The sequence below is a fragment of the Bacillus sp. JZ34 genome (assembly GCF_053903205.1).
Map to the genome: position 1 here is coordinate 3,478,622 of NZ_CP096403.1, position 22,217 is coordinate 3,500,838.

At 47.3% G+C, this 22,217-nt stretch carries 25 protein-coding genes; 6 read left to right on the forward strand and 19 right to left on the reverse strand.

Translation table 11 applies throughout. The annotated features are described in order from the left end of the window. Nucleotides 1–138: 138 nt before the first annotated feature. The 4 genes from M1D90_RS17800 to M1D90_RS17815 all read right to left on the reverse strand — a co-directional run bounded on the left by M1D90_RS17800 (nucleotide 139) and on the right by M1D90_RS17815 (nucleotide 3,985). Nucleotides 139–654, reverse strand: coding sequence for a hypothetical protein (locus M1D90_RS17800; RefSeq protein ID WP_026580642.1), 516 nt, complete (start codon nucleotides 652–654; stop codon nucleotides 139–141). Between the two features lie 207 nt (nucleotides 655–861). Beyond that, nucleotides 862–2,067, reverse strand: coding sequence for an MFS transporter (locus M1D90_RS17805; RefSeq protein ID WP_026580644.1), 1,206 nt, complete (start codon nucleotides 2,065–2,067; stop codon nucleotides 862–864). Between the two features lie 103 nt (nucleotides 2,068–2,170). Then, nucleotides 2,171–2,491: a YckD family protein gene (locus tag M1D90_RS17810; RefSeq protein ID WP_023855883.1), complete on the reverse strand. Its 321-nt coding sequence runs from the start codon at nucleotides 2,489–2,491 to the stop codon at nucleotides 2,171–2,173. A 300-nt stretch (nucleotides 2,492–2,791) separates the two neighbouring features. Continuing rightward, nucleotides 2,792–3,985 carry a macrolide family glycosyltransferase gene (locus tag M1D90_RS17815; RefSeq protein ID WP_026580645.1) on the reverse strand — a complete coding sequence of 398 codons (1,194 nt, stop codon included), beginning with the start codon at nucleotides 3,983–3,985 and terminating at the stop codon, nucleotides 2,792–2,794. Between the two features lie 107 nt (nucleotides 3,986–4,092). On the opposite strand from M1D90_RS17815, the gene M1D90_RS17820 reads away from it, so the two are divergent. Beyond that, a complete protein-coding gene (locus M1D90_RS17820; protein WP_025810226.1) occupies nucleotides 4,093–4,668 on the forward strand; it encodes a TetR/AcrR family transcriptional regulator in 576 nt (191 codons plus the stop codon). Between the two features lie 29 nt (nucleotides 4,669–4,697). Here M1D90_RS17820 and M1D90_RS17825 read toward each other — a convergent pair whose 3' ends face one another. The 6 genes from M1D90_RS17825 to M1D90_RS17850 form a co-directional block, all read right to left on the reverse strand. Next, nucleotides 4,698–5,423, reverse strand: coding sequence for a YfjL-like protein (locus M1D90_RS17825; RefSeq protein ID WP_020450584.1), 726 nt, complete (start codon nucleotides 5,421–5,423; stop codon nucleotides 4,698–4,700). A 1-nt stretch (nucleotide 5,424) separates the two neighbouring features. After that, complete coding sequence (locus M1D90_RS17830; RefSeq protein ID WP_039073327.1) at nucleotides 5,425–5,988, reverse strand: hypothetical protein; 564 nt, start codon at nucleotides 5,986–5,988, stop codon at nucleotides 5,425–5,427. Continuing rightward, nucleotides 5,978–6,472, reverse strand: coding sequence for an RNA polymerase sigma factor (locus M1D90_RS17835; protein ID WP_026580646.1), 495 nt, complete (start codon nucleotides 6,470–6,472; stop codon nucleotides 5,978–5,980). Before M1D90_RS17835 ends, M1D90_RS17830 begins: the two co-directional genes overlap by 11 nt. A gap of 216 nt (nucleotides 6,473–6,688) precedes the next feature. Then, nucleotides 6,689–7,159: a DUF6884 domain-containing protein gene (locus tag M1D90_RS17840; RefSeq protein ID WP_026580647.1), complete on the reverse strand. Its 471-nt coding sequence runs from the start codon at nucleotides 7,157–7,159 to the stop codon at nucleotides 6,689–6,691. A 50-nt stretch (nucleotides 7,160–7,209) separates the two neighbouring features. Beyond that, nucleotides 7,210–8,616, reverse strand: a complete 1,407-nt coding sequence (gene rlmD / locus M1D90_RS17845) for a 23S rRNA (uracil(1939)-C(5))-methyltransferase RlmD (protein WP_206761258.1) — start codon at nucleotides 8,614–8,616, stop codon at nucleotides 7,210–7,212. 2 nt (nucleotides 8,617–8,618) lie between these two features. After that, the gene (locus tag M1D90_RS17850; protein ID WP_026580648.1) at nucleotides 8,619–9,482 is read right to left on the reverse strand and encodes a DNA-3-methyladenine glycosylase family protein; all 864 of its coding nucleotides are present in this window, start codon (nucleotides 9,480–9,482) and stop codon (nucleotides 8,619–8,621) included. Between the two features lie 134 nt (nucleotides 9,483–9,616). Here M1D90_RS17850 and corA point away from each other — a divergent pair, with 134 nt between their 5' ends. Together corA and M1D90_RS17860 are read left to right on the forward strand one after the other, a co-directional pair. After that, nucleotides 9,617–10,579 carry a magnesium/cobalt transporter CorA gene (corA, locus tag M1D90_RS17855; RefSeq protein ID WP_026580649.1) on the forward strand — a complete coding sequence of 321 codons (963 nt, stop codon included), beginning with the start codon at nucleotides 9,617–9,619 and terminating at the stop codon, nucleotides 10,577–10,579. A 58-nt stretch (nucleotides 10,580–10,637) separates the two neighbouring features. After that, nucleotides 10,638–11,234, forward strand: coding sequence for a hypothetical protein (locus M1D90_RS17860; RefSeq protein WP_026580650.1), 597 nt, complete (start codon nucleotides 10,638–10,640; stop codon nucleotides 11,232–11,234). A gap of 178 nt (nucleotides 11,235–11,412) precedes the next feature. Here M1D90_RS17860 and M1D90_RS17865 read toward each other — a convergent pair whose 3' ends face one another. The 3 genes from M1D90_RS17865 to M1D90_RS17875 form a co-directional block, all read right to left on the reverse strand. After that, the gene (locus M1D90_RS17865) at nucleotides 11,413–12,516 is read right to left on the reverse strand and encodes a glycerol dehydrogenase (RefSeq protein ID WP_026580651.1); all 1,104 of its coding nucleotides are present in this window, start codon (nucleotides 12,514–12,516) and stop codon (nucleotides 11,413–11,415) included. A gap of 174 nt (nucleotides 12,517–12,690) precedes the next feature. Further along, nucleotides 12,691–13,482: a delta-lactam-biosynthetic de-N-acetylase gene (gene pdaA / locus M1D90_RS17870; RefSeq protein WP_026580652.1), complete on the reverse strand. Its 792-nt coding sequence runs from the start codon at nucleotides 13,480–13,482 to the stop codon at nucleotides 12,691–12,693. Between the two features lie 109 nt (nucleotides 13,483–13,591). Then, nucleotides 13,592–13,777, reverse strand: coding sequence for an SE1561 family protein (locus M1D90_RS17875; protein WP_003179806.1), 186 nt, complete (start codon nucleotides 13,775–13,777; stop codon nucleotides 13,592–13,594). A gap of 143 nt (nucleotides 13,778–13,920) precedes the next feature. Here M1D90_RS17875 and yfkAB point away from each other — a divergent pair, with 143 nt between their 5' ends. Beyond that, entirely contained in the window at nucleotides 13,921–15,042 is a 1,122-nt protein-coding gene (gene yfkAB / locus M1D90_RS17880; protein ID WP_020450574.1) for a radical SAM/CxCxxxxC motif protein YfkAB, read from the forward strand. A 28-nt stretch (nucleotides 15,043–15,070) separates the two neighbouring features. Here yfkAB and M1D90_RS17885 read toward each other — a convergent pair whose 3' ends face one another. The 3 genes from M1D90_RS17885 to M1D90_RS17895 form a co-directional block, all read right to left on the reverse strand. Further along, the gene (locus tag M1D90_RS17885; protein ID WP_020450573.1) at nucleotides 15,071–15,862 is read right to left on the reverse strand and encodes a YfkD famly protein; all 792 of its coding nucleotides are present in this window, start codon (nucleotides 15,860–15,862) and stop codon (nucleotides 15,071–15,073) included. Between the two features lie 66 nt (nucleotides 15,863–15,928). Next, the gene (gene cax / locus M1D90_RS17890; RefSeq protein ID WP_020450572.1) at nucleotides 15,929–16,984 is read right to left on the reverse strand and encodes a calcium/proton exchanger; all 1,056 of its coding nucleotides are present in this window, start codon (nucleotides 16,982–16,984) and stop codon (nucleotides 15,929–15,931) included. Nucleotides 16,985–17,088: 104 nt separating this feature from the next. Then, the gene (locus M1D90_RS17895; protein ID WP_026580654.1) at nucleotides 17,089–17,469 is read right to left on the reverse strand and encodes an OsmC family protein; all 381 of its coding nucleotides are present in this window, start codon (nucleotides 17,467–17,469) and stop codon (nucleotides 17,089–17,091) included. 100 nt (nucleotides 17,470–17,569) lie between these two features. On the opposite strand from M1D90_RS17895, the gene M1D90_RS17900 reads away from it, so the two are divergent. Then, on the forward strand, nucleotides 17,570–18,748 hold the full coding sequence (locus M1D90_RS17900) for an MFS transporter (protein ID WP_026580655.1): 1,179 nt from the start codon (nucleotides 17,570–17,572) through the stop codon (nucleotides 18,746–18,748). A gap of 211 nt (nucleotides 18,749–18,959) precedes the next feature. Here M1D90_RS17900 and M1D90_RS17905 read toward each other — a convergent pair whose 3' ends face one another. From M1D90_RS17905 to M1D90_RS17915, 3 genes are read right to left on the reverse strand one after another with little or no spacing between them, the layout of a single operon-like run. Continuing rightward, nucleotides 18,960–19,775, reverse strand: a complete 816-nt coding sequence (locus M1D90_RS17905) for a YihY/virulence factor BrkB family protein (protein ID WP_020450569.1) — start codon at nucleotides 19,773–19,775, stop codon at nucleotides 18,960–18,962. Then, nucleotides 19,772–20,122 carry a hypothetical protein gene (locus M1D90_RS17910; protein ID WP_026580656.1) on the reverse strand — a complete coding sequence of 117 codons (351 nt, stop codon included), beginning with the start codon at nucleotides 20,120–20,122 and terminating at the stop codon, nucleotides 19,772–19,774. The genes M1D90_RS17905 and M1D90_RS17910 overlap by 4 nt, the downstream gene beginning before the upstream one ends. Before the next feature lie 23 nt (nucleotides 20,123–20,145). After that, a complete protein-coding gene (locus M1D90_RS17915; RefSeq protein WP_025810251.1) occupies nucleotides 20,146–20,616 on the reverse strand; it encodes a low molecular weight protein-tyrosine-phosphatase in 471 nt (156 codons plus the stop codon). 183 nt (nucleotides 20,617–20,799) lie between these two features. Between M1D90_RS17915 and M1D90_RS17920 the strand changes: the two genes are divergently transcribed. Continuing rightward, on the forward strand, nucleotides 20,800–22,158 hold the full coding sequence (locus M1D90_RS17920) for an alanine/glycine:cation symporter family protein (protein ID WP_023855866.1): 1,359 nt from the start codon (nucleotides 20,800–20,802) through the stop codon (nucleotides 22,156–22,158). Nucleotides 22,159–22,217 lie beyond the last annotated feature (59 nt).

The window sequence follows — 22,217 nt, forward strand, 5'->3', positions numbered from 1 at the left end:
AGCACATTTTAGGTCTTGCCTGCCTTACCAGTAACAATCCCGTCAATATTTGTTCTTAATATGATTCTATTCGCTTCGGCCTTGGACATCAATAGTGCAAACCGCCTATATATCCCCCGTATAAAAAAAGAGAAGGCGTTAAAGCGTCTTCTCTACATCTTCAATGGCTATCGCACGGTCCTTTAAAACATGCACACTGTACTTCACATAGCCTGGCCGGTCTTCCCCGTCTAAGCCCATACTGTCAATCTCAATGTTTTCATAATGGTAGCCGCTCAATAACTTTTTCACCACTTTTGCCTGGTCATAGACCTGCCTCCGGCCGTCCCGGCCTGAATTCAAGGTAACTGTAACAGCGATCGGTTCTGTTTGCTTCAGTTTTTTCCAATTTGTATTGACATCATAGTTTCCTGATAGAGAAACTTGGACGTCAATTACGTTTTTCAGCTTTTTTTCAAGCTCTCTCTTGATCTCATTTGAGGCTTCTTTGCTTATTCTGGCTCTCGTCTTTTCCTGTCTGGCTTCTTTGATGCCATCGTTTGTGACAGCCGGGTGCAATCCGCCTTTCACGCTGAAAATGTACTCATCATTCCGCTCATCTGACACACGAAAAAGGTATTCAGCAAACTTGAAATTATAGGAGCTCCCTTTCATATTTAAGGTTTCACCGGCGTGTGCTTCCTGCAAGTATGCCGATAGCTTTTGTTCAGCCTGAACGGATTTCCGTAAAAGGCGTTATACACATAACAGCCTGTCACAAGAATCAACAACGAGAGACCAGTAATGATGGCTTTCTTTTTCAATTCAATCAACTCTTTCCAAATTCTCGCGTCCCGTCCATTATGAAGGAGAATTCGGACATTAGGCAAGCTCTTTCTGCTTCGTCTCCGTCCCCAAAAAGAAGATCGCCGCGACAGCCGCAATAACGGCGACGCAGAAGATCAAAAAGATCATTGAAATCTCTGTTCCCCGGGCGACGAGATAGCCGACAAGAAGCGGGCCCAGGATGCCGCCGATTCGGCCAAAGCCGGCTGCCATTCCTGCGCCGGTCCCCCTGATTGATGTCGGGTATTGTTCAGGCGTATAAGCATAAAGCGCGCCCCAGGCACCAAGGTTGAAAAACGATAAAAACATACCTGACGCAAGCAGAAGCGCCAGCGATTCAGCCGATCCGAAGAAGTAGGCGCTGACAGCCGTCCCTAACAAGTAGACGGTAAGCACCATTTTCCGGCCGGCTTTTTCAATCAGCCATGCCGCGGAGAAATAGCCGGGCAGTTGAGCCAGCGTCATGATCAAGACGTACTCAAAGCTCTGGATCATGCTGAATCCTTTCATCACCATGACGCTCGGCAGCCAAAGAAACATGCCGTAGTAGGAAAAGACAACGCAAAACCAGACAATCCACAGCATGGCCGTAGGCCGGGCATATTTGCGGGACCAGACGTTTTTCACATTTTCCACGACGGTCGGCTTCCTTTCCTGCGAAAGCTTCTCATATTTCGGAGAATCCGGCAGGGCGATCCGCAAATATAAGGCGTAAATAGCCGGTATCGCGGTTATTAATAAAGCAACCTGCCAGCCGTAGGCCGGAATAATAAAATACGAAATGAGCGCTGCGGCCAGCCAGCCGAATGCCCAGAAACTTTCGAGCAGGACGACGACTCTTCCCCTCCGCTCCGGCGCAACCGTTTCGGATACGAGCGTAGATGCGACTGGAAGCTCTCCGCCAAGCCCCATACCGACGAAAAAGCGCAGGACTAAAAATGCCCACAATGTCGTCGTCAAAGCGGATAACCCGCTGCCGATCGAGAAAAACAGCAGCGTAATCATAAAAACGTATTTTCTTCCGACACGGTCAGCCAAAAGGCCAAAGACAAACGCCCCGACTGCCATGCCGATTGAGTTGACGCTGCCGATCCAGCTCATCTCCTGCGGCGTCAACTTCCATTCCACGTGCAAAGCGGCGATAATAAACGATAATATGCCAACGTCCATAGCATCAAAAAGCCAGCCGAGACCGGCGATGCCAAGCAGTCTGCGCTCTGAAACAGGACGGTTCTTCTTCATACTCACTACACCTCTTTACTCTCTTAGCAGTTTACATGAGTATTAGTTTACACCTGTCTTTACACTTTTGTCACGAAGAAAATGAGGCGCCGTCTATTTCAGTTTAATGAATATGATGCTTGTGAAACTTTTCTTCTTGGTGCCTCAACTTTGGCAGAAACCCGTTTTCCCGCTCTTTTTCATAGCGCTTCTCAATATGAGATTTGATTTCTTTACCCCTCTCCTGATCAAGGATTCCGTACTCCACATACTTATTGATCAGCTGTTTTTTCTTTTCCACAATGTCCTTTTGCAAAGAAGCCAGTTCATTTTTTTGCTTGTCGGTCAACTCTTGATAAACGCGTGTTTCCCCGTAGGCAGAAGACATGACAGCCGTACATGACAGCGGAATGACGAGAAGCAGGCAAACGCACAGTTTGCGCATCATGCAACATCCTTTCTGATCTATGATTCATTCTATTTTTATCTGTTTTGCGGAGTTTATGCATAAAAAAAAGCCGCTTGGTAAAGCGGCTTCAGATTGTTGACAAAATCCCAAAACGACTTTTAGTTTTGGGATTTTGTCATCCTTTCAGCGTGATTGAAAACCCTTGCAGTCTAGGAAGGCCGAGCATCGGAGCACAGCGAATGTTGGAATTCGTGAGCACCGACGCGCAGGCCTGACAACGAATGCGAGGGTTTGTCGACACGCTGAAGCCGCTTGGTAAAGCGGCTGGGCTTTCTATTAAGGCTGCAGCGATTTCCGCGCAGTATATTCATCAATGCGCGCTAATGCGTCTTTCATGTCCATGCAGTTGCTGAAGCTTTCATCAATTTTTTGAATACCTTCCTGATATTTTTCGTCAGTGAGTACTTGTTCTGCTGCATCTCTTAATCTTTCAGCATTGACCTCTTCTGTAAACAGCGGATATCCAGCATTCAGTTCTTTCAGGCGCTGGGCGATCATCGGCTGATCTTTATCATGCGGGAGCACGACCATCGGGACACGGTAATGAATGCCTTCATTGACGCTGTTCATGCCGCCGTGGGTGATGAACACATCGGCTTCTTTAAGCACTTCTAATTGCGGCACATACGGTGCAATGATAAAATGCTCCGGCACTTCTTTTATATCCGCGTAGTTCGACTTTTCGCCGGCGGCGATGACAACCTTGCCGTCGAAATCACGGAATGCATCGATGCACATATTGAAAAAATCCTCAGTTTTACCAAGTACGGTTCCCATTGAAATATAAATGACTTTCTCATTCTTTAACGATTCTATCGGAAAATCGGTCTTGTCCAGACGCTTCGGAAAACGTGGACCGATAAACAGCACATCATCCCCAAAACGGTCGCTGTCAGGCTGAAAATACCGGCTTGTATACACAACCGTCAGCTCCGCCTGATTGCTCATAAACTGTCCTGTATGCCTAGGTGAGACGCCGTACTTTTCTTTCAGTTCACTAAGCATGTCTTCACATTCTTTATCCAATTGCAGCTCCGCGCCTGAATCCGGATGCAGCGGCAGAATCTTCATATGTTCTTGTCCGAAGAGAAATGAAGCCGACGAAGCGATTCCCGAAATGTTCAAATAATCCCTGACCAATTCACCCGCACCGAATGTGTCATAATACACGGCATCGAACGAAATGCTTTTGGACAGCTCTTTTACAATGTCTAAAATATACAGCGAGGTTTTGAGATGAATTTTTAAAAATTCAAGAAGGCCGGACGGTGAATTCGGATCAATATGCGCGTTTCTCACCAGATCTTCGTATAAATGGACGGTAGCCCCGACGCCCTCCAGCCTGTCTTTATACTTTTCTGTTGAAAGATAGTGCACATTGTCGCCTCTGTCAGCAAATGCTTTGGTGATCCCTAATGTAGGATTGACATGCCCTTCCGCCGGAAAATTGACGATTAAAATATTTTTCATGATTAAAACTCCTTTTTATCCTTTTTGAAACGGGTTGACATCAATTCAGCGCCTGATTAGACTGGTGTTAGTTACTACTAACTATCATAAAATGGGGGTAAACACCTTTGCAAGAGACGAACGAACGGATCATATCTGCTGCTTTAGACTTAATGCAAAAATACGGTTTCAAGTCGGTGACGGTAAAGGATATCGCGCTCCATTCAGGCGTCAGCGAGATGACGGTCTATCGCCACTTCAACACAAAGCTCGGACTTTTGGAAGCGGCCGTTCAGCAATTTTCTTATATACCAGCCTTTCAGCGCGTATTTGAAAATGATATCACTTGGAACCTGGAGAATGACTTAACATTGATTGCAGAATCGTATTTGCTTCATATGGAAAAAAACAAGCCCCTCTACCTTATCGCTGTTCAAGACGGCGGAAGGATGACTGATCTTTTCGGTTCTCTGTTAAAGCATATGGAAGAACTCCTTCGTTATTTAACAGACTACTTTCAAACGATGCAGGACAAAAGCCTGATGAAAAAGGGAGATGCGGATTCACAGGCCTTCGCTTTTCTGTCATCTTTATACGGATACTTCTCTTCTGGCGCATTGGCTGACGGCCGGTTTCAAAAAGTCGCTAAAGACACTTATATTAAACAGATAACCGCCGCTTTCTGCGGCGGTTTGCACATCTGATCAAACCTTTCAGACTGAAGGATGGATCGCTACTCATTTAGCTCCTCAACATCCTTCAGCCTGGTATCCGTATTTTTTTCAAAGAAGGTGCTGTATTTGACATAGCCGGTCTCGTCGTCTTTGATATCTTCCCCCTCAAAAATGTTGGCATTAATCGTCACGCTTTCATAGTCGTACCTTTCTTCATTCAACAGGCGCTGAATCTTTTGCGCCGTTTTGTATACGTCTTTTCGGTCGGCATTTGCGGCATCAAGTAAAATATGAATCTCCATCGGCCGCTCTAAGCGGAGGCTTTTCTCCCATTTTGCGTCCTCTTTCAGCTTTCCTTTTAATACTTCCACATGCACGTCAACGTCTTTCAGATGGTTTATGCTTTTCGATAAAAACGTTTTGATTTCTTTTCCGGCTTCTTCTCCAAGCCGCTCCATCAGCGGTTCGTTGAGGTTCTCTTCATAGATACCGTCCGTGTGTACTTCTGGTTGAACAAACCCTCTCAAAGAAAACAGATAGGGATCTTTGCGCTTTTGATCGCCGGTATCAGTGACTTCAAATACATATTCGGAGAACTTGAAATTATAAAGCCCGCTGTCGATCCGCAAGTCTTTTTCAGGATAGCGGTCAGTCAAATAATGCTCAAGCGCCGTTTGAGACAGCTTCTTGCTTACGGGATTTCCGTTGAAGGCGTTATATGCGGCAAGCACAAAAGAAACGAGCAGCACGATCAATACGCTATACAAGATTTTCTTTTTCATCATATCAACTACTTTCTTTCAGCTTTAAGAACAGCCATCCGATCATCATCCCGGCCGCGGCGAAAAAACAGTGAATAACAGCAAGCATGAAAGCGCCAAAGACAGAATACAGCAGGTGCTCCACAACCCCTGTACCGTCGGCTGCATCCCAGCCGGCCAGAATATCCCCCATCCCCCAAATGAAAATCGGCGCAAAGGAGAGGAGCATCACAAGTTTCATATCCCGGTAAAACAAGTACACCGCAAGCCCAAGCACGGCGTACCACAAAATAAAGCCGAAGCTCTCATTTAACAGGGATGTGTGAATCGCGAGAAAAAACGAAATGGCTGTAAACATCAATTGGTACAAGGAGAGCTTCCGATTGATTTTTTTAAACATTTGACTTTCATGAACAGTCGATTCGATATGCTCCTTCGGAAGCTCGGCCTCCGTCATCTTCAAAAGCTTTTGAAGCTCTTCATCGTTTTCGGCCGCTTCCTCAATCCATTCAGCCGACTCTTTGCTTAACAGCCCCTCATGGTATAAAGGAAGCAAATCTTTGAATACACTGCGTTCCTTATCCTTCATCATAGCCCTCCATTTCTTGCTGTAGCTTGAGCTTTGCTCTGTGAAACCCGACCCTGGCATAGTTTTCGGTTTTGCCTGTGAGCATGCCGATTTCTTTAAATGATAATTCTCCGTAGATACGGAGGGTGACAATTTCCTTTGAAGTCTCATCAAGCCGGTTGATTTCCTCGAGAAGCCGCCGCTCTTTCTCGGTTTTCAGAAGGTGTTCTTCAGGAGATAAGCAAGCCGCTTCCTCATGCTGAAATATCGTGTTTGTCCCGGCTTTTGACGCTCCTGAACGAAAGTGTTTTTTCAACACATTTTTAGCAATCGCAAACACCCATGTTTTGATTGTCGACTTTCCCGAAAATGTATGATAGCCTTTCACAGCCTGATAAAATACTTCCTGTGTTAAATCTTCCGCTGTTTCTTTATGAAATGTCTTAACGTAGAAAAAGGCATAAACGGAAGGCTGAATACTCTTGTAGACTTCCTCAAGCTTCATAAAGCCCCTCCCCGGCTGGGCTGCCGCTATTTTTCCATTCACTTATTAGTACCGCTGAACCTCTTTTTGTTACAAAAAATTGCATAAAAAAAGAGGCAAAAATGAATATTTCATTTTGCCTCCAGATATCCCAGCCGCCAAACAAATGCCTTCCAGATCATGCCCTGCCCTTATTTAGGCAAACCCGCCAGCGATTTTAAAAAACTCACTTTCTCTTCAGTTGTTTTCAGGTTCACTAAGCTCCCGGCCTTCATCGACAGCCCGCTTCAGCGCCTGCAGCATATAGCCGATTCCCCGATAGCCCGCCAGCGGGTAAGTGATCTGCTGGCGGCTGCCAAACACGTTCCTCAAAACAGGCCTGTATTTTTTCCCGCCGAGCATAACGATTTCGTCATAATCCATCAAGTTTTTCCGTTCACCTTGCGCCTTCAGCTCATCATCCGCCATAATCTCCGGGTGGTCCATCCCGAATGTGACATCATAGTTTTCAGGAACGATATCTTCCGGTTTTAAAAAACCGTGTTTTGCTGAAAGAATCACCCAATCCGCAAAAAACGTCTGCGCATATGCGCCGCACGCCCGATGAAACGGACTCAGATAGACATCCTTTGCGGCGGACGGGCCGATGCCCGGATCGACATCCCAGATTTTCTTCGCCCCGCACGGGATGATGCAGAGTCTTTTCATCATATGTCCCCCCTTTTGGTTCCGCTAAAAAACGCCTTTAAAAAGGCGTTTTATTTCAGCTTCAGCGATACGACCGATTCGACGTGCGCCGTCTGCGGAAACATATCGACAGGCTGAATGTATTCGACATGGTAATCCTTCGCTAAGTACTGCAAATCTTTCGCAAGTGTTGACGGATTGCATGAGACATAAACGAACCGCTTCGGCTTAACCTGCCTGATCGTATCAAGGAAGGTGCGGTCACAGCCAGTTCTTGGCGGATCGACGATGACGACGTCAGGCCTGAAGCCTTCTTTAGTCCATTTCGGCAGCCAGTGCTCCGCCGTTCCTGTGACATAACGCGCATTATCAATTCCGTGCTTTTTGGCATTTTGGTTGGCGTCATCGATCGATTCTTTGATAACGTCCATGCCGCGGATTTCTTTTGCTCCGTCGGCGATCCACATTCCGATTGTGCCGACGCCGCAGTAGGCATCGACGACTTTTTCGCGCCCGCTCAGTTTCGCCGCTTTTTTCACTTCGTCATACAGCTTGACCGTCTGGATCGGATTAAGCTGAAAAAAAGCGCGGGCGCTCAGCTCAAACGTAACCTCGCCGAGAAATTCCTGAATGACCATATTGCCGGCTAGGAGCCTTGTATCATCGCCGAAGATAACCGATGTCTTGGCTTTGTTGACGTTTTGAATCACGGATGTCACTTCAGGCAGACGCTTTTTGATTTCTTCTGCAATGAGCTCCTTGCGCGGCAGGTCTTCTTTTGACGTGACAATGACAACCTGCACTTCCCCCGTCTCAAAGCCGACCCTCGTCACGATCGTGCGGACGTCGCCCGTTCGCTTCCGTTCGTTGTAGACGGAAATGCCGAAGTCTTCAAGAATCTGCTTGACGGTTTGTGTCGTTTTGTTCGTCGCCGGATGCTGAACGATGCATTCCGTAATCGGGACAAGCCGGTGTGAGTCAAGGCCGTACAACCCTGCTACCATCTTTCCATTTTTCGAAAGCCCGAGTTGAAACTGGCTTTTATTCCGGTAGTGCCACGGGTTTTCCATGCCGATCGTCGGCCTGATGTCCATTTTGCCGATGTCAAAACGGGTGTGCCGTTCGAGCGATTGAATGACGATGTCCCGTTTTCCTTTCAGCTGCTCTTCATAAGCCAGATGCTGGAGCTGGCAGCCCCCGCATTGCTCATAGATGATGCAGGGCGGCTTGACGCGGTGCTCTGAACGCTTGCGCACCTTTTTGACCCGCCCTTCGGAAAATTTCGGATGAACCTTTGTCGCCTCGACGACGACTTCTTCACCCGGCAGTGCGCCGGGGACGAAGACGACTTTTTTCTTGAAGTAGCCGACGCCTTCGCCATTGATGCCGAGGCGCTTGATCGTCAGCGGAAATTGCTGTCCGACTTTTAATTCTGCTGATGATCCTTTTTTGTCACGTTTCACTGATGTTCTCTCCATTTCTACTCAATGCTCCTCCATAAATACAAGGAAGCATAGCTTAAATAAGGGTGCCATTCTTTGCTCATTTCAAGCATTTGTTCTTTTGTCGGTTTATCGTTTAAGCCAAAATGGCGTTTGATGGCATTTTGGATGCCGATATCGGCGGCCGGAAACAGATTGGGACGGCCGAGTCCGAACAGCAGAACGTTTTGGACGGTCCACGGGCCGATGCCTCTTATTTTCACCAGCTTTTCCATAATATCTTCATCTGATAATTGATCAAGCTCATCAAGATTTAAACGGCCGTCTGCGATCATTCTTGATGTATCGATGACGTATTCAGCCTTCCGCATGCTGAACTGAAGTTCGCGCAAGTCGTTATAGTCGAGCTGTGCAATCGTTTCGGGAAGCGGATAAAACCAGACCCCGTCCTTTTGCTCTCCAAAAGTGTGAACGAACCGCTCTGTGAGCGTATAAGCAAAAGACAGATTAAGCTGCTGGTGGATCATGCATTTCATCAAGCAATGATACAAATGAAAATCGAGCACCAGCGGCGTTCCGGCATGCTCTGCGAAAATTGATGACAAGCTTGATTGTGAAAAGTGATCCAGTACAGGCTGAAGACTTTCCTCCCATCTGAAGATCCGTTTCACTTCTTTCATCATGGCGTCTCGATCGTCTGTACCGCTGACGGCAAACGCCGGGGCTTCGACAGTTCCCGTCGCCTGCACAGCGACAATCCGGGGCTCTTTGTTTTGATTGCGGAGCGGCAGCTTGACCTCCCTTTTGTCGAGGTTGACCGCATTGAGCGGATCAAGCGAAAGCCTGTCCAAGACGCGGTCAAAATGATACGGCGGTGATACGCTTACAGTTTCCTTCCACATCGCTTCCCATCCCTTTTTCTTCTTTGTCCACAGTATACCATGTTTCAAATTCTCTTAAAAAAGAACAACATTTTATTTTTTCACCGAATGAATCACAGGGCATCGCAGCATCCTATGGAAGCGGAGGGGTGCCGATGATTAAACATTTTGCGATGACAAAGGACGGAAAACTTTTATCTACCGACATCAAAGCAGAAAGGCTGACAGATCAAGATATTGAGTGGTACTGGACGGACTTCGATCAGCCTTCGGATGAAGAAGTCTCTTTACTCAAAAGCCAGTTTCACTTTCACCCTTTAGCAGTTGAGGACTGCGTTCATCATTTGCAGCGTCCGAAGCTTGATCAATACGAAGAATATCTTTTTTTCGTCATACACGCGTTGAATCAAAGGACGCTGGCGTCTGAAGAAGTTGACTTATTCGTTGGAAAAGATTTTATCGTCACATTTCACTTTCATCGTTCAGACGTTATTGAAAAAGTAAGAAGACAGCTTTCGGAAAACAGCGAGTTGTGGAAAAAAGGACCGAGCCATATCGCCTATATGGTCATGGATCTGCTTGTGGACGAATATTTCCCGATTCTTTACAAAATAGAAGACCGCCTCAATGAAATTGCTGAAAGCGACAGCAGAAAAACGTATGGAACGCTGATGAATGAAGTGTTTGATATCCGGAGCGACCTTCTAAAGCTTAGGAAAACAATCATTCCGATGCGGGATTTGCTTTACCGGATTTTAAACATTGAAATCTCAAAAGAAAACCGCGAACGAAAAGCGTATTACAGCGACATTTACGACCACCTCTTGAAGCTGACCGAAATCGTCGAAAACAACCGCGACATGACCGCCGATTTAAGGGACAGCTACCAGACGCTCAACTCCAACCGGATGAACGCCATTATGATGACGCTGACGATCGTCTCAACGATTTTTATTCCGCTCACCTTCATTGCCGGTGTGTACGGCATGAACTTTGACAACATGCCTGAACTGCATTGGCGCTACGGCTATTTTTTCATCCTCGGCATGATGGGAGCCGTTGTCGCCGGCATGATCTTCTGGTTCCGGCATAAAGGATGGTTTGACATTTTCAAGTAAAACCGGAAACCTTTTTCCTCTCTATTCGACTATTTCTATAACTGAGGGGGGGAAAGAAATGAAGGTACATACAGGGCTTGTCGGCATCTTCTTGATCGTTCTCGGCTTGTTGATTAGCGCCGAGAATCATCAAAGCGTGTCTGCTGCAGACGCGCTTTCGGACTTTTTCAGACTGCCTTTCCGCAATTTAGTGGTTCTGATCTGCATGTTGATGCTCATCATCGGCTTCATTATGGCGTGGCGCCATTATTATGAAGTACCGTGGATCCGCTTTAAGCTGTTTTTGTTTATTATCGGCATTTCAGTATTTTACCCGCTGGTCACAGAACAGCTGATGCTCTTTCAAAAATGGAATGCACAAGGCGATGATGCCGTGGAATATATGAAAAAGAGAAGCACTTGCAGCTATCAGAGCGATATGGAGGAAGGAAACATGGACTGTGAGGTGAAAGTGAACAATTACGGAAAAAAGACCGAACGCATCCAGCTCATCCCTGATATAACGAGCGAATTTGACTTTCAGCCGGAAGAGCTGGAACTGTCTCCGCATTCACAAGAGACGTACAGCGTCACCTTTAAGGCTCCGGGAAATGAGGATGTGTATGAATCAGGGATAGAAGAAGAGCCGAGGATGAAGGTTGAAGTGGTGAAATGAGCGACTTCACTCGAGTCAAGCAGCACGCTTTTGGAAACTTTTAAAAATATTACATGGAAGAGAAGGTTTAGAAGTAAAAGGTATACAGAAAAAACGAACTGCAAACAGCCGCTTCACAAACTAATAGACAAACCTCAAAGAAAAAAGCCGCTCCTTCACGGAAGCGGCTTTTCGTCTATTAATCGCGATAAGATTCTGCAATCGCGTTGGCGGCGACGATCGCATTGTAGACATCGTCAGGGGTGACTGGGAACGGCATGTTGCCCATTGTGTCGCCTTCTGCGCAAGCGCTTTGAGCGACTTGGCGCCATTCTTCTTCGACAAATTCGTCGACTCCGAGGTCTTTTAATGTCAACGGCAGACCGACGCCTTTAATAAAGTCAATCACGGTCTCCAGCTCTTCGGCCGGCGCGTTTTCAAGAACGAGCTGTGCCAAAAGGCCGAACGTGACTTTTTCGCCGTGCTGAGCTCTGTGCAGAGAAGGAACGGCTGTCATTCCATTGTGGATCGCATGTGCGGCGGCAAGACCGCCTGATTCGGCGCCGACGCCGCTTAAATAGATGGTCGCTTCAATTGTGTCTTCAACGGCGCGTGTAGAAACGCCATGCTTGATCGCCTGCATCGCTTTTACGCCGTTTTCCAATAGCGTATCATAGCAAAGGCGGGCAAGTCCCAATCCAGTTGTTGAAGGCTTCATCAGCACGAGGTTGTCGCCGTTTGCTTTAAAGCAGGCGCGCGCTTCAAAATACGTCGCCAAGGCGTCTCCGATACCGGCTGCGAAAAAGCGCGGCGGCGCGGATGCCAAAATGTCAGAATCCGCGAGAACGACATCTGGGTTCGTCGGCAAAAACAGATATCGATCAAACGATCCGTCATGTTTATAAATGACAGCAAGGGCCGTACATGGAGCATCTGTTGAAGCAATTGTCGGGAAAATCACAACCGGCAGCTTCTCGTAATAAGCGGTGGCCTTTGCTGTATCAAGCGTTTTTCCCCCGCCGATCCCAACGATGATATTAGCGCCTGCATTGCGTGCAAGCTCCCGGTTACGATCGATTTCTTCCTGTGTGCATTCGTAATTGAATTTTTCAAAAACAGCTTGATTGCCGGCTTTCTGAATCGAATTCCCCGCTTCTTTTTGAGCGCGTCCCAAAATGAATTCATCGCAAATGATATATGCGTGATCACCATAATCTTCAATGTAATCGTTCAAGTTCTCAAGGAGTCGTTTTCCTGTAATAAATTTTTTAGGCGATGTGACTGATTTTACTAATTTTGACATGGTAATTCCCCCTTCACTATCAATGATATACCTATTTTCTTTTTAAATCTAGTAATATATGTATATAGAATGGATTTTTATTCTATGGAATTGACTAGGGGAAATAAAAGAGCCTGAACCATCAACTTTTCCGCTCAAAGCAAAAACCCCGTCTCAGCGTCCGGGGCATTTCTTTCAAAAGGGCTTTAGCATCATAGATTTTTCAAACATCAGGTCATCAAGGCTTTTAAATGTATAGCCTTCTTTTTTTAAGTCGGTGATCGCCTGATCAAGCGCTTCGGCATTGTCTTTCGAGACGGTGTGAAGCAAATAGACGGCGCCGGGATGGGCCTGTTTCATCATATTGTCGTACGCATAGCGCCACCCTTTTTGGGCATTGATTTTCCAATCGACAAAAGCAACAGACCAGAATACCGTTTGATAACCGAGCTTTTTCGTTTCTGCAAGCACCCGCTCGCTGAAAACGCCCCGAGGCGGCCTCAGGTAGAGGTTGTTTTTTTCGCCTGTGATTTTGTAAACCTCCTCATCGACCGATTCCAATTCCTCTTGTATCACGCGGCTTGTTTTCGTCGTGAGATCCGGATGGTGATAGGAATGATTCCCGATGATATGTCCTTCCTCGGCCATTCGCTTGATCAGCTCCGGCTGATCTTTGACAAAATGGCCCGTTACAAAAAAGGCAGCTTTGACGTTTTGTTTTTTCAGAACATCAAGCACCTTAGGGGTGTAGCCGTTTTCATAGCCGTTATCAAAGGTCAAATAGATCGTTTTTTCCTTTGTGTTGCCCAAATAAAAGGCGTCGTACTGCTGCAAAAGGCTGTTCAGCTCTTGTCCCGCATCTGCCGGCCGATGGTTTTTGCTTTTTGAAAAGCCCCAATGGATCGCCTTGTTGGAAATCGCTTCAGCATTGCCGCTGAAGGCCAGCATCAGCAGGAATCCGCAGCATAAGGCATAGAATCGTTTCATCATCTTCTCGCTCCCAGTTTTATTTTTTCTTATTGTGCAGAAGGGCTGAGCTTTTCATACCAAGCAACACTTGGAAAACAAAAAAACCGCGGCAAAGAATGCGGCGGTTTTATTTCCAGTCTTTTTTAAAGCGCTCGTATTTGGCTTCCAAGTCGTCGAGCATGCTGATCAGTCTGTCAATATCTTCAAGGTCGGTCGATTCCGGGTCTAAAGAATCGATGACTGACATAAACATATCCAATCTGTTTTTTAAATAATTGACTTGCTGTTCTTTGTCATGTACTGCGTTACCCATGATTCTCCTCCTTTTGTTCCTTTATCGTAGCCTATAAACGGCCTTTTTTCAATCATCCATGACTTGCACGCCTCAAGGATCAGGTCTAAAATGAATAGTTGGGCTATATTAGTATGTCCTATCATAAAGGAGTTAGATATGTCATGACAGAAAAAACGCAGGTTCGTCCGATTACCCCGGAATATGACCCTTGGGAAGCCTACATGGACGTTGACCAATATGGAGATATACAGCTGACGAACGTTGAATTTACGACGACGACTCTTTGCAATATGCGCTGCGAGCACTGCGCCGTCGGGTATACGCTCCAGACGAAGGACCCGGACGCGCTGCCCGTCAGCCTTCTGTTGAAACGGCTTGATGAGATTCCCCGCCTTCGTTCTTTAAGCATTACGGGCGGCGAGCCAATGCTTTCATTAAAATCCGTAAAGGAATATGTCGTTCCTTTATTAAAATACGCTCATGAACGCGGCGTGCGGACGCAGATCAACTCAAACTTGACGCTCGATATCGGGCGCTACGAGCTGATCATCCCCTACCTTGATGTGCTTCATATTTCCCACAACTGGGGAACAGTCGAAGACTTTGCAGAAATCGGCTTCGCCATGATGGATAAAAAGCCGACGTTTGCCCAGCGGGCGCGCTATTTCGAAAAAATGATCGAAAACAGCCGGACGCTTGTTGATGAAGGGGTTATGGTATCCGCCGAGACGATGCTCAACAAACGGACGCTTCCTCACATCGAGCATATTCACCGGCAAATTGTCGAAGACATGAAATGCCAGCGCCATGAGGTTCACCCGATGTATCCGAGCGATTTTGCAAGCGCGCTTGAATCTTTAAGCTTACAAGACATGAGGAAAGCGATCCACCGCCTTCTTGACATTCGCGACGAAAATACGTGGATGCTGTTCGGCACCCTGCCGTTTTACGCGTGCAGCCCTGATCCTGAAGACCACGCTCTTTTACAGCGGCTGCGCGAAGCGAAAAATGTCACGGTCAGAAACGACCCTGACGGCAGATCGCGCCTGAACGTCAATATTTTTGACGGCAATATCATCGTGACCGATTTCGGAGATACTCCGCCGCTCGGCAACATTCAAACCGACAGCCTGCCAAGCGCCTATGCGAAGTGGAGAAAAACAGAGCTTGCCAAGGAGCTCAACTGCCACTGCCCGCACGTCCGATGCCTCGGGCCGAATGTGCTCGTCAAAAACAGCTATTATCAAGATGTTGATTTTACTTCCAGAACAGCAAGAGTATGAAAAAGCAAGCCGCAAAAGGCTTGCTTTTTTATTTCGGCTGATGGCTGAGCTGAAAGCCGAATGTGAGGTGATCCTGTACAGGAATCCAGGCGCCGATTCCTTGCGAGGTGATATTTTTGACGACCAGCTTTCTTTTGTTGCCTTTTAATACAATGTACACTTCACCGTAGGTGACCTTCCCTTTTTCATTGACGGCAGGTGCATAGGCGTGTAAATTCCCCAGCTTTTTCGGCTGCACTTTATAAATCTGATCGCGTTTTGTGCCGGCGCCGACGACTGTTTCAAAGGCGAGCGGCAGCTTTGTTTTTTCCATGGCTTCAAGCATCATCATGTTTTTGACATCGTCCGCTTTCGGGACTTTCGCTGTTAAGCCGCCTTTGATTTTGCTCGTCTGTTCCTGGGAATACGTGAGTTCGGCAGGTGCTTTCCCGCCCCGGTTGTCAAAGCGGTTCGTGTTGATTTTGCGGTATTCCCAGTTCGCAACGGTTTCATTCGAGGTATACCCGAGCGCCCATCTGCCCAAATAGATCGTCGCTCTGTAGCCGATTGCCAGCGGTGTGCCGGAAATGCTTGACTCATTCAGCATTTTGATGAGATGCGGATTTTCAATTGCGATATCGGTTGTTTTCAGCAGCTCTTCGGCCAGTTCGCTCGGCTGCAGCCTCGGCTGATCCTGGGAGGCGTTAGGGTATGTGTTCTCTTTGGAAATATTCGTGACAGAGCTTGGAATCTTGATCGGCTTGGCTGCATCTGCTTCCTGTACAGCGAAAAAACTAAAGGATAAAAACGCAGTTAGCGTAAAACACAAAAGCTTTTTCATACTATCACTCTTTCTGTTTCTTTTCCCTTATTGTTTTCCGGATGCTCTCCGTTTATCCCAATTTTTTTAAAGAAGGAAAAAACCGATTCCCATGATGATATAAGCAGCCAGCAATGTCGCGCCCTCAAACCAGTTCGTATCCCCGTCGTTTGAAATGACGATCATCAAAAGGACGGCGGAAGCCATGGCGACGAGTTCCGGCAAGGTAAAGACGAGCGGCATGCTCACTGGAAAAAACAAAGAGCTGATCACAAGAACGGGTGCGACAAACATCGCGATCTGCAGCGTTGATCCGATCGCAATTTCAACTGCGACATCCATTTTGTCCTTATAGGCCATAATGACGGCGGAAGCATGCTCTGCCGCGTTTCCGACGATCGCGACAATGATGACCCCGATGAAAAGCTCCGACCAGCCGAATTGTTCGGCCACCGTATCAAATGTGTGGACGAGGTGCTCGGAAATGTAGGCAACGGCAACGGTCGCCAAAAATAAAATCAATGTTGCCCTCTTTCCCGACCATTCCGGTTCTTCATGCGATTCTTCCCGCTCATTTTGATTCGTCTGGTAAACCCCGCGGTGGCTGACAAGCTTGAAATAAAGCGCTGCCAGGTAAAGCAAAATCATGATGATGCTGATGCCGACGCTCATCGACAGCTTCCTCGGCTCTGTCATTTCGGCTGAAAATACTTCTGGGATGACGAAAGCGACAATCACTGCGAACATGAGCAAACCTGAATTGTGTCTCGCATCATACACGTTGAATTCCTGGCGCTTATATTTCAGGCCCCCGATGAAAAACGACAGGCCGGCGACCAGAAGAAGGTTGCCGAGGACAGATCCTGTCAGCGATGCGAGCACAATGCCGGTCAGTCCTTCCCGCAACGCGAAGATCGAAATGATCAGCTCAACGGCGTTTCCGAACGTCGCATTTAAAAGGCCCCCGATCCTCGGACCCGCAATAATCGCAAGGCTTTCGGTGGCTCTTCCCATATAGCTTGCAAGCGCGATAATCGTCAGGCAGTATATGATGAACAATAAAACCTGCGGCCAATGCAACATGCTCCCTGCGACAGAAAGGGGAACTCCCGCAGCCATCATCCAAAAGAAAAAACGGCCCATTTTTCATTCCTCTTTTCTTTTTTGGTGTAGGTTATTTTTGTGCGAACTTTTCAGTTTATATACAGCATACTGATCTATTCCGCATTAACGCAGGTTTTTAAACATCAGCGAATCTGAAATGTTTCGATGATCTTGATGTTGTTTTCAACAGACCTCACCATGGCACAATTTTTCATCGCTACTTTCAGCGCCTTTTGAATTTGTTCTGCACCGAGGTTTTCTCCCTTCAATATGAAGTGAAGATGAATGCTTTTGATGCGGCCCGCCTCTTCGGAAATGCGTTCTTCTTTTGTCTCGATGGTCATATCTTTCAGCTGTATCCTTTTCTTTTCCAATATGTTATGAAGAACGGTACCGCTGCATGCCGCAATCGAAGCGGCCAGCAATTGATAAGGCCTGAATCCTGCTTCTTCATTGCCTGATATCTTAAGCTTTCCATATTCCAGATCAGCCTCAAAGCCGTTCTGATTCCACACGATTTCCATGATTCACACCTCTTTTGACAGAAAAAGAAAAATTGCCTTGCCTAAAAACTTGTGAAAGTTGTACGATCAAAGAAGGATTACGGATAAGGAGAATCGGCCGATGACTAGATTTCACTTTTTCATTCTCGTTTTGATTGTCAGTATATCAGGTTTTTCGCAAGGGATGCTCCTTCCTGTCATCTCTGTTATTTTCGAACAGGAAGGCCATTCGGCTGCGCTGAACGGTCTACATGCGACAGGCCTCTACATCGGCGTCCTGATCGCTTCGCCGTTTATGGAAGCACCGCTTCGCAGGCTCGGTTTTAAACCGCTGATCGTCATCGGCGGGTTGATGGTGTGCGCGAGTTTGTTCGCCTTTGTTTTTATTCAGTCGTTTATCGTCTGGTTCTTTTTACGGCTCTTGATTGGAATCGGGGATCATATGCTGCACTTTTCAACGCAAACTTGGGTGACCACATTATCGTCTGAAAAAAACCGCGGCCGCAATATCTCTTTGTACGGCCTTTCGTTTGGTTTGGGATTTGCTGCCGGTCCTTTTTTAACGCCGCTTGTCAACATTGCCCCGTCATTGCCGTTTATCGTCTCAGGTGCATTCAGCCTGCTGGCGTGGCTGTTTATTTTTTGCCTTCAAAACGATTTTCCTGAGAAAAGCGGCTCTGAAAGCCGCAGCGATAACAGCTTGAAGCGCTTCGTCCAAGCCTTTCTGCTAGGATGGGTCGCGTTTTTGCCGACATTCGGCTACGGCTTTTTGGAAACCGCCCTGAACGGCAATTTTCCCGTCTACGCGCTCCGCTCGGGCATTTCCGTCGAAGGCCTATCAATTATTCTTCCGGCTTTTGCGATCGGAAGCATCGTCTTTCAGTATCCGCTCGGCGTGTTGAGCGACAAGTATGGAAGACGAAATGTGCTCCTTGTTATATTGGCTGTCGGGGCAGGCTGCTTCTTTGCGGCGGGCTTTTCCGATTCCGTCCCCTTGCTTGCGGCATGTTTTTTCATAGCCGGAATGGCTGTTGGATCAACTTTTTCACTCGGCATCAGCTTTATGGCCGACCTGCTTCCAAAACGCCTTCTCCCGGCCGGAAACTTGATGTGCGGAATCACCTTCAGCTTCGGAAGCATTTTCGGCCCGGTTGCCGGCGGCTGGTATATGCAGACATTTCATAACAGCAATCTGTTTTATTTGATTACAATCGTGATGGTGTTGATCTGGATCGGGGTGCTCTTTGGCAGAACGAAGAAAAACGGCGCTCTCGAACAATCTGAGGCGGCGCCAATGTAAAAAAGGCCGGCTGCTTACTATAGGCAGCCGGCCTTTTCGAAAACGTCAGGCAGTTTTAATGATATCCGTTTTGTCCGTTGGCGCTTCCGCTCGTTTTGTTTTTCGAACTTTGCTTTGAATTTTGTTTATTATGGCTGCCGCCTTTTTTCGTGTGTTTTGTCATGATGATCCCTCCGCTTTTGAACTCATGAAACGTTCTTTTATAGATTGCTCATTTCCGCGGATTTTCTTCAGGAATGATTTTACGTTTATGTAAAAGGGCATTGATCTCCCCTCCAAGAATAATCATCATTCCGCTTAAATAAAACCAGATCATCAGGACGATGATGCCGCCGAGGCTTCCGTATGTTGCGCTGTAGTTTGCAAATTCACTGACGTAGTATGAAAACAGCATGCTGACGAGGATCCAGCCGGCTGTCGCTGCAACGGCTCCCGGAAGCACGAATTTAAATGACAGCCGCTTATTCGGGGCAAAAAAGTATAAAGCCGTAAAGACGATCAGCAGCACAAGCGGGCTGATTCCCCAGCGGAGCGCTGACCATGCCGCTAGAAACATTTCCGGCGTACCGTCCAGATTGGCGATGAAATGGCCGATGGCCCTCCCGAATACCGGAAGAAGAAGCGCGACCAATATGGTGAAAACCATCGCGGCGGTCAGGAGGAGTGATGTCAGCCGAACCATGATGAATGAGCGGTTTTCCTCCACTTCATAAGCATGATTAAAGGCCCTGACAATCGCGTTCAATCCGTTTGACGCAGACCAGAGCGCCGCGATGATCCCGAAAGAAAGCAGGCCCCTGTTTCCTGTATTGAGCGTCTCTTCAATAACGGACATCGTGTCTTCTGGAGCATACTGTTCAATCAGCCCGATGACATCGCCCGTTTTGACAGGCAGGTAGCCGATCAAAGTCAATAGGAAAATCATAAACGGAAACAGGGACAGCAGGAAAAAGTAGGCAAGTTCCGCCGATTTGCTCGGCCCTTCATGAAGGAAAAAACGCCAAGCCAGCTCTTTCAAAAAGCTCATTCTTTTTCCGGCTCCGTAAGCCCTTTGGATTTAGCTGTGAAGTGATCCCTCGTTTCCTCGATCAGACCGATCACTTTTGGCGTCGTCTCTTTCAGTTCTTTCATCTGTTGATTTAAGAAGCTTAAATCGTCCGATATGGAAGCGGTCAGTTTTTTGGCTTCGTCCATTTTTTCTTTCACGCATTCGGTGAACATTCCGGGATTTGCGCGGTAAAGGCGGACTTTGTTTTTGCACGCGTCAAGCTTTGCGCCGCACGCTTCTCTGGTCGGTTTGTGCAGCAGTGACATAACCGCCCCGACCGAAGCGCCGAGGAGGATATTTCTGATGAAAACGCGGTCGTTTTTCATAAAAAATCTCTCCCTTCGTTTTTTTATAATTTGTGTTCTTTTCGAATGTCCTTTAGCAATTCGCTGCATCCTTTCGCGACGAGTTCGTACACCTCATCAAAGTTCCCGGTGTAGTATGGATCAGGAACATCTGCCGTCTCACAGTCCTCGACATAGTCGAGCAGCCTCCGGATGACGGCTTTGCTCCCGTAGCCGGCAAGGCTTCTCACATGGCCAGCGTTTTCGGCATCCATCGCGATGATATAATCGAACGCTTCCGGGTCTTTGTCGGTAATCTGCCTCGCGTAAAGGCCTTCGCAGCTTATCTTTTTTGCAGATAGCAGCGACCGTGTGCCTTCATGAGGCGGTTTTCCGACATGCCAGTTCCCCGTCCCCGCCGAATCGGCTTCAATTCGGTCCTCCAGTCCGCTTTTTTTGAGCATGTCGTTAAATACAGCTTCTGCCATCGGAGAGCGGCAAATATTGCCGAGGCAGACAAATAGCACTTTGATCATCAAACAAGAGCCTCCTCTATTCTTTCCCCACATTTCAGAAAGAAAAAACACTTTTGCTTTTATACTAAAGATTTTTTTGTTTTTTTCAACTTTGGGAAGAAAAGATGACAATGCTATTGACAAATCTAACAAACTTTCAGAATATTCTAGTTAGACACAAAATTAAAGGGGGATATTTCGCCTATGGATTTTATTTCACATATTGTAGATACAATGAACGGTTTTTTATGGGGACCTCCGCTTTTGATCCTCATTGTTGGAACAGGTATTTATTTGACTTTCAGGCTGGCTTTTTTGCAGATCAGACTTTTGCCTTACTCATTAAAGCTTGCCTTTTCAAGACGTCAGGATAAATCCTCCGAAGGCGATATTTCCCACTTTCAGGCGTTGATGACTGCCCTTGCCGCTACGGTCGGTACCGGGAATATCGTCGGTGTCGCCTCAGCGGTCATTGCCGGAGGGCCTGGCGCCGTGTTTTGGATGTGGCTCGCCGCCTTTTTCGGAATGGCCACGAAATATGCCGAAGCGGTGCTTGCTGTCAGATTCCGCGTGAAAGACAAAAACGGCGAAATGTCAGGCGGCCCGATGTATTATTTGGAACACGGCCTCAAGCAAAAGTGGCTTGGTGTGTTATTTGCCATATTCGGGGCGCTTGCCGCTTTCGGAATAGGCAATATGGTTCAGTCAAATTCTGTATCCGGAGTCATGAGCTCCACATTTTCCGTGCCTGCCTGGGTAACCGGAATCATTGTCACGATTTTTACAGCACTTGTCATTCTCGGTGGGATTAAAAGCATCGGCAAAGTCACCTCGCTGTTCGTGCCGATCATGGCTTTATTTTATGTCATCGCCGGGTTGATCATTCTTGTCACAAACTTTGAACTTGTCCCAGGCGCGGTCGGTTTAATTTTTTCTGACGCGTTTACCGGCCAGGCCGTGGCAGGAGGCGCGATCGGAACCGTGATCCGCTGGGGCGTGGCGCGGGGCGTATTTTCAAATGAAGCAGGGCTCGGCTCGGCGCCGATCGCGGCAGCCGCGGCAAAAACTGATATGCCGGCTCGCCAAGCACTTGTCTCTATGACCCAGGTTTTCATCGACACATTGATTGTCTGCTCGATTACGGGGATATCGATTGTCATGGGAAACATGTATCTGACAGAAAAAAACGACGCGCTGACATCGATGACATTCGCACATTTTCTCGGCCCTGCGGGATCGACAATCGTTGCGATCGGTCTGCTGCTGTTCGCTTATTCGACGATTTTGGGCTGGTCGTACTACGGAGAGAAATGCTTCACCTACCTGCTGAATGAAAAATATGCGATCGTCTATCGTGTCATCTTTGTGATCGCCGTCTTTTTCGGAGCGGTCTTTAAAAATGACTTTGTCTGGGCGCTCGCCGATATGCTGAACGGTCTGATGGCGATACCGAACCTGATTGGCCTGCTCGGTTTGACAGGGATTGTCATCTATGAGTCCAAACAGATCCTTGCCAAAATCAAAGCCGAAAAAGCGGAAAAGCAAAACAGCGTATCCGTTTAAGCCGGAGATGCTTTTTGACAGCCGTCCTTTTCTTCTCGCTTAATTCTGTTACAATAAAG